Annotated in this window: 1 protein-coding gene (cut by a window edge); it reads left to right on the top strand. The window is 72.1% G+C overall.

Features of this window, described 5'->3' with window-relative positions:
• Window positions 1-295 precede the first annotated feature (295 nt).
• Window positions 296-15,748 carry the 5' portion of a non-ribosomal peptide synthase/polyketide synthase gene (locus tag ACWEOI_RS10720; protein WP_452359476.1) on the top strand. The gene runs 2,547 nt beyond the window's last position, so 15,453 of the gene's 18,000 nt are visible here — the first part of the coding sequence; it begins with the start codon at window positions 296-298; its stop codon lies off the right edge, out of view.

The raw sequence follows: 15,748 nt of genomic DNA, 5'->3' as shown, positions 1-15,748 counted from the left end.
AACGCCTAGTGTTCGCATGCATGAACGGCATCCCTTGTGATGCAGGTGACAGTTGGAGGAGATCGGCAGTAGGACAGTCCGGACGCGATGACCCGGAGGCAATCGCGTCCCGGCCGGCGAGCCAGTAAGCCCGGCCGCTTCGAGCACTAGTTGGATCACGCGCGGATTCGCCGCGCATTCGTCGAAAAACCCAGGGCGATGCGATAACTCGCGGCCTGGTGCGCTCTCGTCAGCCGAGCGCACGCAGGTCTATTTCGTGATGCCCCGAAACCGTTGGTCGACATAGCAATTCGCCATGACAAGGGAGGCTCTGGTGCAGGGTACGGACTCGAGTGGTCTCGGACCGAGTGAAGTTCCGACGTCGACTGAATTGTCTACGCCGTTCCCGCTCGGACCCGCGCAGATCGGGCTGTGGTACGCCCAGCTGCTGGCTCCCGAAGTGCCCCTCAACCTGGTCCAGTACGTCGACATCGAGGGTGACTTCGACGTCGACCTGCTGCTGCGCGTGGCCGAGGACGGCGTCCCGATCTGGCGTTCCTCCCAGCTGCGTTTCACCGAGATCGACGGACAGCCCCACCAGTACATCGACCCGACCGCGGGCCACAACACCGAGCTGATGGACCTGCGCTCGGCGGCCGATCCCATCGCCGCCGCACACGAGTGGATGCAGGTCCAGATCCTCGAGCCGATCGACCTGCTCACCGGCAAGCTGTTCTCGCCCACCCTGATCCGGGTCGCCGACCAGCGCTGGTTCTGGTTCTTCGTCGGTCACCACATCGTGGGCGACGGCTACGCCGCCCTGAACACCATGCAGTGGACGGCCCGTCGCTACACCGCGCTGCAGCGCGGCCAGGAGCCGGAGACGGTGAAGGTCGGCACGCTGCGCGAGCTGGTCGAATCCGAACTGGCCTATCGCGAGAGCAGCCGCTTCCGCACCGATCGCGCCTACTGGCAGGAGCGCACCGCGGGCCTGGACGGCACCATGTCGCTCAAGGGCCGCGCCGCCCCGCCGCGCTCGGACAACCTGCGCCGCGGCGTGGTGCTGCCGGAGGACCTGGTCCGCCGCATGGAAGAGTGTGGCGCGCAGCATGATTCGGGTCTGGCGGGCGTGATCATCGCCGCCTTCGCGGCCTACATGGCCAAGCTGACCGGCCAGGACGAGGCCGTGCTGAGCCTGCCGGTCACCGCCCGCACCACCGCGGTCATGCGCCGCTCGACCGGCATGCTGTCCAACATCGTGCCGCTGCGGATGGCGGCCGGGCCGGACACCACCTGGCTGGAGCTGCTCACCGCGGCTCGCCTGGAGATCTCCGGCGCGCTGCGCCACCAGCGCTACCGGCACGAGGACATCCGCCGCGACGCGGCCGAACTGCAGGGCGCCCCGGCGTCGCGGGCGCTGTACGGCCCGATGGTCAACATCATGCTGTTCCACCCGCAGCTGGACTTCGGCGACATCCAGGGCCGGCTGAACCTGTTGTCCACCAGCCCGGTCGAGGACATGAGCCTCAACGCCTTCTACGGCGAGAACGACCGGGTGCGCCTGGACCTCGAGGTGAACCCGAACCTGTACACCGCCGACGAGATCGACCGCCACATCGAGCGTTTCGTGGCGTTCGTCGAGCGGCTGGTGGAGCTGGACCCGGCGGCCCCGCTGTCGGCGGTCGAGGTCATCACCGAGCGCGAGCGCGAGGTGGTGCTGCGCGAGTGGAACGACACCGCGTTCACCGTGGACCCCGAGGCGACGCTGGTGTCGATGTTCGAGGCGCAGGCCGCCCGGACGCCGCAGTCGCTCGCGGTGCGTTTCGGCGGAACCCCCGCCTGCGATCTCACATACGCCGAGTTCGCCGGACGGGTGAATCGGCTCGCCCGCTACCTGATCTCGCGCGGCATCGGCCCGGAGTCGCTGGTCGCGCTGCACCTGCGCCGTTCGCCGGAGCTACTGGTCGCGGTTTACGCGGTGCAGGCGGCCGGCGGCGCCTACGTGCCGCTGGACCCCGATCACCCGGCCGACCGGATCGCGCACATCCTGGACACCGCCGCGCCCGCGCTGGTGCTGACCACCGCCGCGGACCGTCCCGACACCGCCGCCGCCGTGCTGGACATCGCCGATCTGACCGAGGCCGCGCTGGCCGAGTTCTCGGCCGCCACGGTGACCGATGCGGACCGGCTGTCCCCGCTGCGTCCGGCGAACACCGCCTACGTCATCTTCACCTCGGGTTCCACCGGCCGCCCCAAGGGCGTGGCGGTGAGCCACCGCTCGATCGTCAACCGCATGGTCTGGATGCGCGAGACCTTCGCGCTGTCCGCCACGGACGTGATGCTGCAGAAGACGCCGATGACCTTCGACGTCTCGGTGCCGGAGCTGTTCTTCGCGCTGCAGATCGGCGCGACCCTGGTGCTGGCCCAGCCCGACGGCCACCGTGACCCGGCCTACCTGCGCGCGGTGATCGCCGAATTCGGCGTCACGGTGGTGCATTTCGTGCCGTCGATGATGGATCCGTTCGTGGCCGAGCTGGAGGCCGCCGCGGCCGCGGGTGAGCCGCCGCTGCGGATCCGGCAGCTGTTCGCCTCGGGCGAGGCGCTGCCGGGCCCCATCGCGCAGCGGCTGCGCGCCCTGACCGGCGCCCCGCTCCACAATCTCTATGGCCCCACCGAAGCTGCGGTCGAGGTCACCTCGCACGAGGTGACTGCCGCGGACACCACCGCCGTGCCGATCGGCGCGCCGGTGTTCAATACCCGGCTGTACGTGCTCGACGCACGCCTGCGGCCGGTCCCCATGGGGACTCCGGGTGAGCTGTATCTGTCGGGGGTTCAGCTCGCCCGGGGTTACATGGCGCGTCCGGGTCTGACGGCGGAGCGGTTCGTCGCCGACCCGTTCGCGGCCCCGGGTGAACTCATGTACCGCACCGGCGATCTGGTCTGCTGGACCGAGTCGGGTGAGATCGAGTACTTGGGTCGCACCGACTTCCAGGTCAAGGTGCGCGGCCTGCGCATCGAGCTGGGCGAGATCGAGACCGTGCTCGGCGATGTCGAGGGCGTGTCCCGCGCGGTGGTGATCGTGCGCGACGACCAGCTGGTCGCCTACGCGGTCGCGACCGACGAGGTGGACGCGATCAAGCTCAAGGCCGCCGCCGCGCGGGCGCTGCCCGCCTACATGGTGCCGAGCGCGTTCGTGTTGCTGGAGGCGTTGCCGGTCAACGCTTCCGGCAAGCTGGACCGGGCCGCGCTGCCGGATCCGGTCCGGGTCGCGGTGGTGCACGAGGCGCCGGTGACGGTGACCGAGCGGGCCGTGGCCGCCATGTTCGCCGAGGTGCTGGGCACCGACCAGGTCGGCCGCACCGACGACTTCTTCGCCCTGGGCGGCAACAGCCTGATCGCCACCCAGGTGGCGTCGCGGCTGAACGCCGAGCTGGGCTGCCACCTCACGGTGCGCGAGATGTTCTCCGCCACCGGCGTGGCCGAGCTGGCCGCGGTGATCGACGCCCAGTTCGTGGACGACGACGCCGAGTCCGGCAGTGCGGTCGCCCTGGTGCGCCGCGATCGTCCGGAGGCGCTGCCGCTGTCCCCGGCGCAGCAGCGCATCTGGTTCCTGAACCGTTTCGACACCGCGAGCGCCGGCTACAACATGCCGTTCGTGGTGCGCCTGCGCGGCGAGGCCGATCCGGAGGTCATGCGCGCCGCGCTGGTCGACGTGCTGGGCCGCCACGAGGTGCTGCGCACCGTGTTCCCGACCACCGCGGCGGGTTTCGCGACGCAGCAGGTGCTTCCGGTCGCGGCGGCGACCGAGCCGGTGGCGCAGGAGTCCTGTGACGCCGACGAACTGGACGCCCGCCTTCGGGCCTTCGCCGCCCAGGGTTTCGACCTGGAGCGCGAGATCCCGTTCCGTGCACGACTGTTCACCGTTACCGGCGCCGTCGCTGCCGATTGCGGACTGGGCGGTCCGGTCCTGGTCGACGCCGCGGACCTCGACGTCCCCGAGTACGCGATCGCGATCGTGCTGCACCACATCGCCGCCGACGGCCTCTCGCTGCCCATCCTGGCCCGCGATCTGATCACCGCCTACCTGGCCCGCACCGGCGGCCAGGCGCCCGCCTGGGAGCCGCTCGCGGTGCAGTACGCCGATTACACGCTGTGGCAGCGGGATCGGCTCGGCGCGGCCGACGACCCGGAGTCGCTGCTCTCGCGGCAGCTGGACTTCTGGCGCGGCACCCTGTCGGGCGCGCCGGACGTGCTGGAGCTCCCGGCCGACCGTCCCCGTCCCGCCATCGCCACCGGCCGCGGCGGCAAGCTCGACGTCGAGCTCACCGCGGAGTTGCACGCCGCCATTTCGGAAACGGCTCGGGCCGAGGGCATTTCGACCTTCATGCTGATGCACACCGCGCTGGCGGTGCTGCTGTCCCGCCTGTCCGGCGAATCGGACATCGTCATCGGCACCCCGGTCGGCGGCCGCGGCGCGCGCGAACTCGACGACCTGATCGGCATGTTCGTCAACACGCTGCCGCTGCGCACCGAGATCGACGGCGAGCTCAGCTTCCGCGACCTCGCGCACCGGGTCCGCGACATCGATCTCGCCGCGTTCGCGCACGCCGACGTCCCCTTCGAACAGCTCGTCGAGACCCTGAATCCGGTGCGCTCGGCGGCCCGGCATCCGCTGTTCCAGGTGGCCCTCTCGTTCACCGCCGCCGGAGACATCAGCCTCGAACTGCCCGGATTGCTTGCCACGACGAGTACCCTGGACACCGAGGTGACCAAATTCGACCTGTCGGTCGCGGTCACCGAAAGCTTCGCCGGTGCCGGTCCCGGGGAAGGTCCGGCACCGGCGGGGATCCACGCGGAGTTCGAATTCGCGGTGGATCTTTACGATCCCGCCACCATCGAGGTCTTCGCGCGCCGCTATGTGCGCCTGCTCGAGGCGATCACCGCCGATCCGGCCGTGATCGTGAACGCGCTGCCGCTGCTGTCCGAGGCCGAATACACCGATCTGACAACCCGTTCCGGCGGGGCGGTGGACGCGGTCCGCCTGCTGCCGGAGATCATGGCGGCGGCCGTGGCGTCGGCCCCGGACCGGATCGCCCTGATCGAGCGCGATGTCCAGTTCACCTACACCGAACTGGACGCCCTCTCGAATCGCTTGGCGCGCCTGCTGATCGAGCGCGGCCTGGGCCCGGAGCAGCTGGTGGCCGTGAGCCTGCCGCGGTCGATCGAGTACATCGTCGCCGTGTGGGCCATCGCCAAGACCGGCGCCGCCTGGGTGCCGGTGGACCCCGCCTTCCCGGCCGACCGCATCGAGTACATCGTGCGCGACGCGGGCGCGGTGCTCGGCCTGACCGTGGCGCCGGTGCGCGCCGCGCTGCCGGACACGCTGCCCTGGCTGCTGCTCGACGACGCCGAATTCACCGCTGCCCGCACGGCCTTCCCGGCCGAGCCCATCACCGACGCCGACCGGGTGCGCCCGCTGCGCGCCGCGAATGTCGTGTACTCCATCTACACCTCCGGCTCGACGGGTCTGCCCAAGGGCGTCGTGGTCACCCACACGGGCCTGGCGGGTCTGTCCGAGGCGCAGTACGAGCGCTTCAGCGGTTCCGCCGACGCGCGGGTGCTGCACGTGACCAGCTCCTCGTTCGACGTCTCGGTCGGCGAGCTGCTGCTGGCCCTGCGGTCGGCCGCCACCCTGGTGGTCGCCCCGACCGGCGCGCACATCGGCGACGAGCTGGCGGAAGTCATTCGGGCGCACGGGGTCACCCACGTCTTCATGACGCCCTCGGGCGCCAGCACCATCGATCCGGCCGACGTCCCCACCCTGCGCCACGTCGCGGTCGGCGGCGAGGCGCTGTCGCCGGAGATGGTGCGGCGCTGGGCCGAGGCCGGACGCGACATGATCAATGCCTACGGCCCCACCGAGGCCACCGTGGTCGTGAACATCACCGGCGCGCTGGCGGCGGGCGAGACCGTCACCATCGGCCACCTGGTGCCGGGTGCGCGCGAGTGGATCCTGGACCAGCGGCTGCGGCCGGTGCCGGTCGGCGCGATCGGCGAGCTGTACCTGGGCGGCCTGCCGGTCACCCGCGGCTACCGCAATCGCGCGGAGCTCACCGTGAGCCGGTTCGTGGCCTGCCCGTGGGCATCCGGTGAACGCATGTACCGCACCGGCGACCTGGTGCGCTGGACCGCGGACGGTCAGGTGGAGTACCTGGGCCGCAACGACTCCCAGGTGAAGCTGCGCGGCTTCCGCATCGAGCTCGGCGAGATCGAGGCCGCGCTGGCGGCGCTGCCGCAGGTACGCCGGGCCGTGGTGGTCCTGCACCACGACGCGTCGCGCGGCGATCAGCTGGTGGCCTACCTGGTGCCGGCCGCCGGCGGCGTGGAGGTCGCCGAGATCAGGACCGCGCTGGCGGAACGCCTGACCGCGTACATGATTCCCTCGGCCTTCATGGTGCTCGACGCCATGCCGATGACCGTCAACGGCAAGCTGGACTACCGCGCGCTGCCCGCCCCGGTCTTCGCGGCCCGCGAATTCCGTGCTCCCGCAACGCCGATCGAGCTGCTCGTTGCCGAGGTCTTCGCCGAGGTGCTGGGCCTGGCCCCGGTCGCCGACGCGACCCCGGTGGACGCGACTCTGGCGGCCGCCGCGGTGGCCGCGGCTCCGGCGTCGAACAACGCTCCGGTGCACCTGGATTCGGCCGTCGAGGCCGACGCGCCCGCCGCCGGTGTCGGCGCGGACGACGACTTCTTCGAGCTCGGCGGCAACTCGCTGATCGCCACCCAGGTGGTGGCCCGCCTCGGCGCGGCCCTGGACACCACCGTCCCGGTGCGCCTGCTGTTCGAGGCGTCCAGCGTCGCCGAGCTGGCGGCCCGGCTGGCCGATCTGGCCGGTACCGGCGGTCGCGCGCCGCTGGTGGCGGGGGAGCGGCCCGAGGTGGTGCCGCTGTCCTACGCGCAGCAGCGCATGTGGTTCCTGAACCGCTTCGACAACAGCTCGATCGCCGACAACCTGGTCGCGGCCATCCGCCTGGACGGCCCGCTGGACGCGGACGCGCTGGCCGCCGCGGTCACCGACGTGGTGGCGCGGCACGAGACGCTGCGCACCGTATACCCGGCCGTGGACGGCGTGGGCCGTCAGCTGGTGCTGCCGGTCGAGCGGTCCGGTGTCGCGCTGGCGGTGGAGCAGGTGGGCGCCGAGGATCTGGAGACCCGGATCTTCGAGCTGGCCGTGCTGCCGTTCGCGGTGGACGAGCAGGCTCCGGCCCGGCTCACCCTGCTGCGGGTGGCGCCCGAGACCCACGTGCTGGTGCTCGCCGTGCACCACATCGCCGCCGACGGCTGGTCCATCGCGCCGCTGACCCGGGATCTCATGCTGGCCTACGCGTCCCGCACCGCGGGCGCGGCCCCGGCGTGGACGCCGCTACCGGTCCAGTACGCCGACTACACGCTGTGGCAGCGTGACCTGCTCGGCGCCGAAGACGACCCGGAATCCCTGCTGGCGGACCAGGTTCGCTTCTGGCGCGCCGAATTGTCCGGTCAGCCCGACACTCTGGAGCTGCCCGGCGACCGGCCGCGCCCGGCCGTGGCGACCCGCCACGGCGCGCAGTACCGCTTCGCCGTCTCCTCCGAGCGGCACGCCCGCCTGCGCGAGCTGGCCGAGGGCGATCGCGCCACCCTGTTCATGGCGCTGCACGCGGCCTACGCCACGCTGCTGGCGAAACTGTCCGGCAGCGCGGACATCTCGATCGGCTCGGTGGTCGCCGGGCGCGGCGAGCAGGCGCTCGACGACCTGGTCGGCATGTTCGTCAACACCCTGGTGCTGCGTACCGAGGTGGCCCCGGACCGTTCGTTCCGGGAGCTGCTGGCCCAGGTGCGCGAGACCGACCTGCGCGCCTTCGCGCACGCGGACGTCCCGTTCGAGCGCCTGGTCGAGGTGCTCAGCCCGATGCGCTCGCAGGCCCGCCACCCGTTGTTCCAGGTGGCGCTGGATCTGCAGAACACCACGCAGACCAGCCTCGAGCTGAACGGCCTGACCGCCTCGCGGGTCGAGCTGGACCCGGGCATCGCCAAGTTCGATCTGCAGCTGTCGCTGGTCGAGGACCGCGCGGCGGGCGGGCTGGACGCCGTGTTCACCTACGCCACCGACATTTTCGACGAGGCCACCGTAGCGGCCTTCGCCCGTCGCCTGGACGTGGTGCTGGACGCGGTCACCGCCACCCCGGACCGCCCGGTCGGCGATATCGACCTGCTCACCGACGCCGAGCGCGCCCAGGTGCTGACCGGCTGGAACGACACCGCCCACGACATCCGCTCGGCGCTGCCGGTCGGCGCGTGGGGCGAGACCACCCCCGCGACCCTGGTCGCCCTGTTCGAGTCGCGTGCTCTGACCTGCCCGAACGCCCCGGCAGTCGAATTCGACGGGACGACTCTGTCCTACGGCGAGTTCTCCGGCCGCGTGCACCGCCTGGCCCGCAAGCTGGTCGAGTGCGGCGTCGGCCCGGAATCCCGGGTGGCGCTGGCGATCCGCCGCTCGCACGACCTGCTGGTCGGCATGTACGCGATCCTGGCCGCCGGCGGCGCGTACGTCCCGGTCGACCCGGATCAGCCCGAGCAGCGCACCGACTACGTGCTGGACGCGGCGGGCCCGGTGCTCGTGCTGACCACCGCCCGCGACGGTTTCACCACCGCGCGCGACCTGCCGGTGCTGGCCGTCGACACCCTCGATCTGGCCGGCTACGCCGCGACCCCGCTCACCGACGCCGATCGGCTCGCGCCGCTGCGGGAGTCGAACGCCTGCTACGTCATCTTCACCTCCGGTTCCACCGGCCGCCCCAAGGGCGTGGCGGTGTCGCACGCCGCCGTGGTGAACCGCCTGGTGTGGGGTCAGGACCGCTACCGGCTGACCGCCGACGATGTGGTGCTGCAGAAGACCCCCTTCACCTTCGACGTGTCGGTGTGGGAGTTCTTCTGGCCCTTGCAGATCGGCGCCAAGCTGGTCGTGGCCGCGCCCGACGGCCATCGTGACCCGAAGTACCTGGCCGAGTTGATCATTCGCGCGGGCATCACCCACGCGCACTTCGTGCCGTCCATGATGGCGGTCTTCGTGACCGAGCCGGCCGCGGCGAACTGCACCGGCCTGCGCCAGGTGTTCGCCTCCGGTGAGGGCCTGCCCGTCGGCACCGCCGCCAAGCTGCGCGAGCTGACCGGCGCGCGCCTGCACAACCTGTACGGCCCGACCGAGGCCGCGGTCGAGGTGACCCACCACGAGGTGATCGACACCGACACCGCGTTCGTGCCCATGGGCCGCCCGGTCTGGAACACCCAGACCTACGTGCTCGACGGCCGCCTGAACCCGGTCGCGCCGGGTGTCGCCGGTGAGCTCTACCTGGCGGGCGATCAGCTGGCCCGCGGCTACCTGGGCCGCCCGGACCTGTCCGCGGATCGCTTCGTGGCCAACCCCTTCGGGACTGGCGCGCGCATGTACCGCACCGGCGACCTGGTCACCTGGAACGCCGAGGGTGAGCTGATCTACCTGGGCCGCACCGACTTCCAGGTGAAGCTGCGCGGTCTGCGCATCGAGCTGGGCGAGATCGAGGCCGCGCTGCTGGCGCAGCCGGGTGTGAACCAGGCGGTCGTGCTGGTCCGTTCGGACCCGCACGCGGGCGATCAGCTGGCGGGCTACCTGCGGCGCGAGCCCGGCCACGCCATCGACCTGGACGCCGTCAAGGCGGCGCTGGGCGGCCTGTTGCCCGCGTACATGATTCCGGCCGCGTTCGTGGTGCTCGACGAGTTCCCGGTCAATGCCTCCGGCAAGCTGGATCGCGCGGCGCTGCCCGCCCCGGTCTTCGAGACCGCGGCCTACCGCGCGCCCGAGACCGTGGCCGAGGACGTCGTCGCCGGGGTCTTCGCGGACCTGCTCGGCGTCGACCGGATCGGCGCGAACGACGACTTCTTCGCGCTCGGCGGCAGCTCGCTGCTGGCCGCCCGCGTGGTCGCCCGGGTCGGCGCGGCGCTGGACGCCGAACTGTCGGTGCGCGACCTGTTCGACGCCCCGAGCGTCGCCGGTCTGGCCGCCGTCGCCGAATCCCGTTCGGGCAGCGGCACACTGGTGCCGCTGACCGCGCGCCCGCGCCCCGCGCTGGTGCCGCTGTCGGACGCGCAGCGCCGCATGTGGTTCCTCAACCGCTACCACGCCGACGCGACCGGGGTCGGCCCCGGCGCGGCGGCCGACAACATCCCCATGGTGCTGCGGGTGACCGGCCCGCTGGCCGCGGCCGCCCTGCACGCCGCGTTGCGGGATGTGGTGGCGCGCCACGAGACCCTGCGGACCGTCTACCCCGACGGGCCGGACGGTCCCGTGCAGCGGGTGCTGGCCGAGGGCGATGCCCGCCTGGTCACCGCCCCGATCACCGCGGACGAACTGACCGCCCGGGTGGCCGAGGTCGTCGCCCGCCCGTTCGACCTGACCACCGAAACCCCGGTGCGCGCGGCCGTTTTCAGCCTGTCGCCCACCGATCACGTGCTGGTGCTGGTGGTCCACCACATCAGCTCGGACGGTTTCTCGATGGGCCCGCTGGCCGCGGACTTCATGACCGCGTACCAGGCTCACCGCGCCGGTGTGACGCCCGCCTGGGCCCCGCTGCCGGTGCAGTACGCCGACTACACCCTGTGGCAGGCCGAGCGTCGCGGTGACGAGACCGATCCGGACTCGCTCGCGCACCGGCAGCTGGCGTTCTGGCAGCAGCGCCTGTCCGGGCTGCCCGAGCAGCTGGAGCTGCCCGCGGACCGCCCGCGTCCGGCGGTGGCCTCGCTGCGCGGTGGCACCCACCGCATGAGCGTGGACGCCGAATTGCACGGCGGCCTGGTCGATCTGGCGCGCGCCCACGACACGACGCTCTTCAGCACCGTGCACGCGGCGCTGGCCGTGTTGCTGGCCCGGATCTCGGGCAGCACCGACATCGCGATCGGCACCCCGGTCGCGGGCCGCGGCGAGCAGCAGCTCGACGCCTTGGTCGGCATGTTCGTCAACACCCTGGTGCTGCGCAGCGAGATCGACCCGCGCGCCGGCTTCGACACCGTGCTGAACGCGGTGCGCGCCGACGACATCGCGGCCCTCTCGCACGCCGAGGTGCCGTTCGAGCGCCTGGTCGAGGTGCTGTCCCCGGCCCGCTCGCAGGCCCGCCACCCGCTGTTCCAGGTGGCGCTGACCTTCCACAACTACGCGCTGCCCGCGGTGGAACTGCCGTACCTGACGGTGCGCCCGGAGGCCCTGGACGCCGGGGTGTCGAAGTTCGATCTCCAGTTCACGGTGCTCGAGCAGCACGGCCCGGACGGCCGCCCGAACGGCATGGACATCGAGATCAGCTACGCCAGTGAGCTGTTCGACGCCGACACCATCGCCGCCCTCGCCGGTCGCTTCGACCGGGTGCTGGCGTCGGTGGCCGCCGACGACACCGTGGTGGTCGGCGACATCCCGCTGCTGACCATCGAGGAGAGTGCCCGCGTCCTCCACGAGTGGGCCGGCACCGGACCCGACATCGCCGAATTCACCACGCTGGCGGACCGTTTCGCCACCGCGGCGGCCATCGACCCGGCCGCCCCGGCGGTGCGCTCCGGCGACGTCACCCTCTCCTACGCCGAGCTCGACGCCCGCTCCAACCGCCTGGCCCGCTGCCTGATCGCGGCCGGCGTCGGACCGGAATCCCTGGTGGCCGTGGCCCTGCCGCGCACCGAGGAGCTGGCGGTGGCGCTGCTGGCCGTGGTCAAGGCGGGCGGCGGCTACCTGCCGATCGACCCCAACTACCCGGCCGACCGCATCGAGTATGTGATCGACGACGCCCGCCCGGTGTGCGCGATCAGCAGCGGCGCGGCCCAGCTGCCCGCCGGCTGGTTCGGCGGCCCGGTGGTCTGCCTCGACACCATCGACCTGGACGGCTACGACGCCGCCCCGGTCACCGACCGCGACCGGCGCGCCCCGCTGCGCCCGGCCGACACCGCCTACGTCATCTACACCTCGGGCTCCACCGGCCGCCCCAAGGGCGTGGTGATCCCGCACCGCAATGTGATCCGGCTGTTCGACAATGCCCAGGGCCACTACGGTTTCGGGCCCGCCGACGTGTGGACCATGTTCCACTCCTACGCCTTCGACTTCTCGGTGTGGGAGCTGTGGGGCGCGCTGCTGTACGGCGGCAGCGTCGTGGTGGTCGACTACTTCACCTCGCGATCGCCGCAGCAGTTCCGCGAACTGCTGTCCACCGCGGGCGTGACCGTGCTCAACCAGACCCCGTCGGCCTTCTACCAGCTGATCACCGCCGACGCCGAGAGCGACTCCGAGCTCGCGCTGCGCTACGTGATCTTCGGCGGCGAAGCGCTGGAGCCGCAGCGGCTCTCGGGCTGGTTCGCCCGGCACCCGCAGGGCCCGGCCCTGATCAACATGTACGGCATCACCGAGACCACGGTGCACGTGTCCTACCGCCCGATCACCCCGGACACCGGTTCGGCCAGCGTGATCGGCGGCGCGCTGCCGGGTCTGACCGTGCGCGTGCTGGATTCGCGGCTGCGCCCGGTCCCGGTCGGCGTCCCCGGCGAGATCTACGTCTCCGGCGGTCAGCTGGCGCGCGGCTACCTGAACCGCCCCGCGCTCACCTCGGGCCGCTTCGTGGCCGATCCGTACGGCGCTCCCGGCGAATCCGCCTACCGCACCGGCGATCTGGCGCGCTGGACCGCCACCGGCGACCTCGAGTACCTGGGCCGCATCGACCAGCAGGTGAACCTGCACGGCTTCCGCGTGGAGCTGGGCGAGATCGAGGCGGCGCTACTGCTGGATCCGGCGGTGCGCGAGGCCGCGGCCATCGTGCGCCACGACGAGGCCGCCGAGGTTTCCCGCATCATCGGCTACGTGGTGCCCGCGTCCGGTTCCGTGGTGTCCACCACCGACCTGCGCACCGCCCTCGCCCGGGAACTGCCCGAGCACATGGTCCCCGCCGCCGTGGTGGTCGTGGACCGGATCCCGTTGACCGTCAACGGCAAACTGGATCGCGCGGCGCTGCCCGCGCCGGTCTTCGAGGGCACCGAGTACCGCCAGCCCGCCACCGTGGCCGAGGAACTCATCGCCAATGTGTACGCGGACCTGCTGGGCATCGAGCGGGTCGGCGCGGACGACGACTTCTTCGCCCTGGGCGGCAGCTCGCTGCTCGCGGCCAAGGCGGTCGCCCGCATCGGCGCGCTGTTCGACACCACCGTCGGCGTGCGCGCGCTGTTCGAGGCCCCGACCGTGGCGGCGCTGGCCGCGCGGGTGCAGGCCGAGGCCGACGGCCCGAAGCGGCCGGTGCTGGCCGCGGGCGCGCGTCCCGAGCACCTGCCGCTCTCGCCCGCCCAGCAGCGCATGTGGTTCCTGAACCGCTTCGACCGCTCGTCGACGGCCTACAACATCCCGGTGGCGCTGCGCCTGACCGGCGAGCTGGACGCCCCGGCGCTGGAGGCCGCGTTCGCGGCAGTGATCGAACGCCACGAGACCCTGCGCACCGTCTACCCGGAGCTGGCCGCGGGCCCCGCGCAGGTGATCCTGCCCGCCGCGGAGGTGATCTCGGAGCTCAAGCCCGTCGACCTCACCGAGGCCGAACTGGTCGGCAAGGTCACCGAATTCGCCACGACCACCTTCGACGTGACGGTGGACGTGCCGGTGCGGGTGCTGCTGCTGCGCATCGTGGACGCCGACGGCGTGCCGACCGGTGATCACGTGCTCGCCGGTGTGCTGCACCACATCTCGGCCGACGGCTCCTCGGTGGTGCCGTTCGTGCGCGACCTGATGATCGCCTACAACGCCTGCCTGGGCGGCGCCAAGCCGTCCTGGACGCCGCTGGTCGTGCAGTACGCCGACTACGCGCTGTGGCAGCGCGCGCTGCTGGGCTCGGAGGACGATCCGGAGTCGGTGGCCGCGGGCCAGCTCGCCTACTGGCGCGAGACCCTGGCCGGGCTGCCCGACCAGCTGGACCTGCCCGTCGACCACCCGCGTCCGGCGCGACAGAGCCTGCGCGGCAGCTACATCCGGCTCCCGCTGGACGCCGAGCTGCACGCCGGCCTGACCGAACTGGGCCGCCGCCACGGCGCGACCCTGTTCATGGTGGTGCACGCGGCCTGGGCCGCCCTGCTGTCGCGGCTGTCGGGCACCTCCGACATCGCGGTCGGCACCCCGATCGCGGGCCGCGGCGACGCCGCCCTCGACGACGTGATCGGCATGTTCGTCAACACCCTGGTGCTGCGCACCGGAACCGATGGCGCCGAGCCGTTCACCGATCTGCTGGCCCGGGTCCGCACCGGCGACATCGCCGCCTTCGGCAATGCCGACGTGCCGTTCGAGCGCCTGGTGGAGGTGCTGAACCCGGCCCGCTCCACCGCCCGGCACCCGCTGGTCCAGGTGGGCCTGTCCTTCCAGAACCACGAGCGCGCCAACCTCGAGCTGCCCGGCCTGACCGTGTCGGAGGTCGAATTCGACACCCACGTCGCGCAATTCGATCTGCACCTGTTCGCGGTGGACCACTACGCCGAGTCCGGCGCGCCCGCCGGTCTGGAGCTGACCCTCGGCTACGCCCACGACCTGTTCACCGAGGCCACCGCGCAGCGCTTCACCGCCGCGCTGGCCCGGCTGCTGGAAACCGTGGTGGCGCAGCCGGAGACGGCCATCGGCGATGTCGATCTGCTGGGCGCGGGCCTGCGTCAGCGCATCCTGCACGACTGGAACGCCACCGCGCGCCAGCTGGCCCCGGCCACCCTGGCCGACCTGGTGGACGAGCAGGCGGCCGTCGCCCCCGGCGCGGTCGCGCTGCTGGACGACGCCGGAACCTCGCTCACCTACGGCGAATTCGACGCCCGGGTGAACCGCCTGGCGCGTCGCCTGATCGCCGCTGGCGTCGGCCCGGAGACCGGCGTGGTGCTGGCCATGCGCCGCGGCATCGACCTGGTGGTCGCCATGTACGCGGTGGTGAAGGCGGGCGGCGCGTACGTGCCGATCGACCCCGACCACCCGGCCGACCGTATCGCCTACATCGTCGAGACCGCCGCTCCCGCGGTGGTTCTCACCACCTCGGCGGACGGCGTGCCGTTCACCACCGCGGCGCCGGTGCTCGAGGTGGACCGGCTCGACCTGTCCGCGCTGTCCGCCGCCCCGGTCACCGACGCCGAGCGGGTGCGCCCGCTGCGCGAGCAGCACCCGGCCTACGTCATCTTCACCTCCGGCTCGACCGGCCTGCCCAAGGGCGTCGCGGTGCCGCACGCGGCCATCGTCAACCAGTTGCGCTGGCTGCGGACCACATTCGAGCTGGGCGCGGGCGACCGCGCGTTGTTGAAGACGCCCGCCACCTTCGACCTGTCGGTGTGGGAGTTCTGGTCCACCCTGACCACCGGCGGCAGCCTGCTGGTCTCGGCCGCGGGCGAGGAGCGCGATCCGGACCGCCTGCGCGCCCTGATCGAGGGCCACGGCGTCACCGTCCTGCACCCGGTGCCCTCCCTGCTGGGCATGCTGCTGGCCGGCGGCCCGCTGCCCGAATCGGTGCGCGCGGTACTGGCCATCGGTGAGGCGCTGCCCGCCGCCACGGCCGCCGAGTTCCTCGACAACCACGCCGAGAACGGTTCCGGCGCACGGCTGTTCAACCTGTACGGACCGACCGAGGCGGCCGTCTCGATCACCGCCTTCGAGGTGACCGAGCGGCACCGGCAGGCCGTGCCGATCGGCTCGCCCGCCTGGAACAGCCGCGCGTACGTGCTCGAC

The organism is Nocardia sp. NPDC004340 (assembly GCF_053602575.1).
This window is presented reverse-complemented; position numbering and strand designations above follow the sequence as displayed.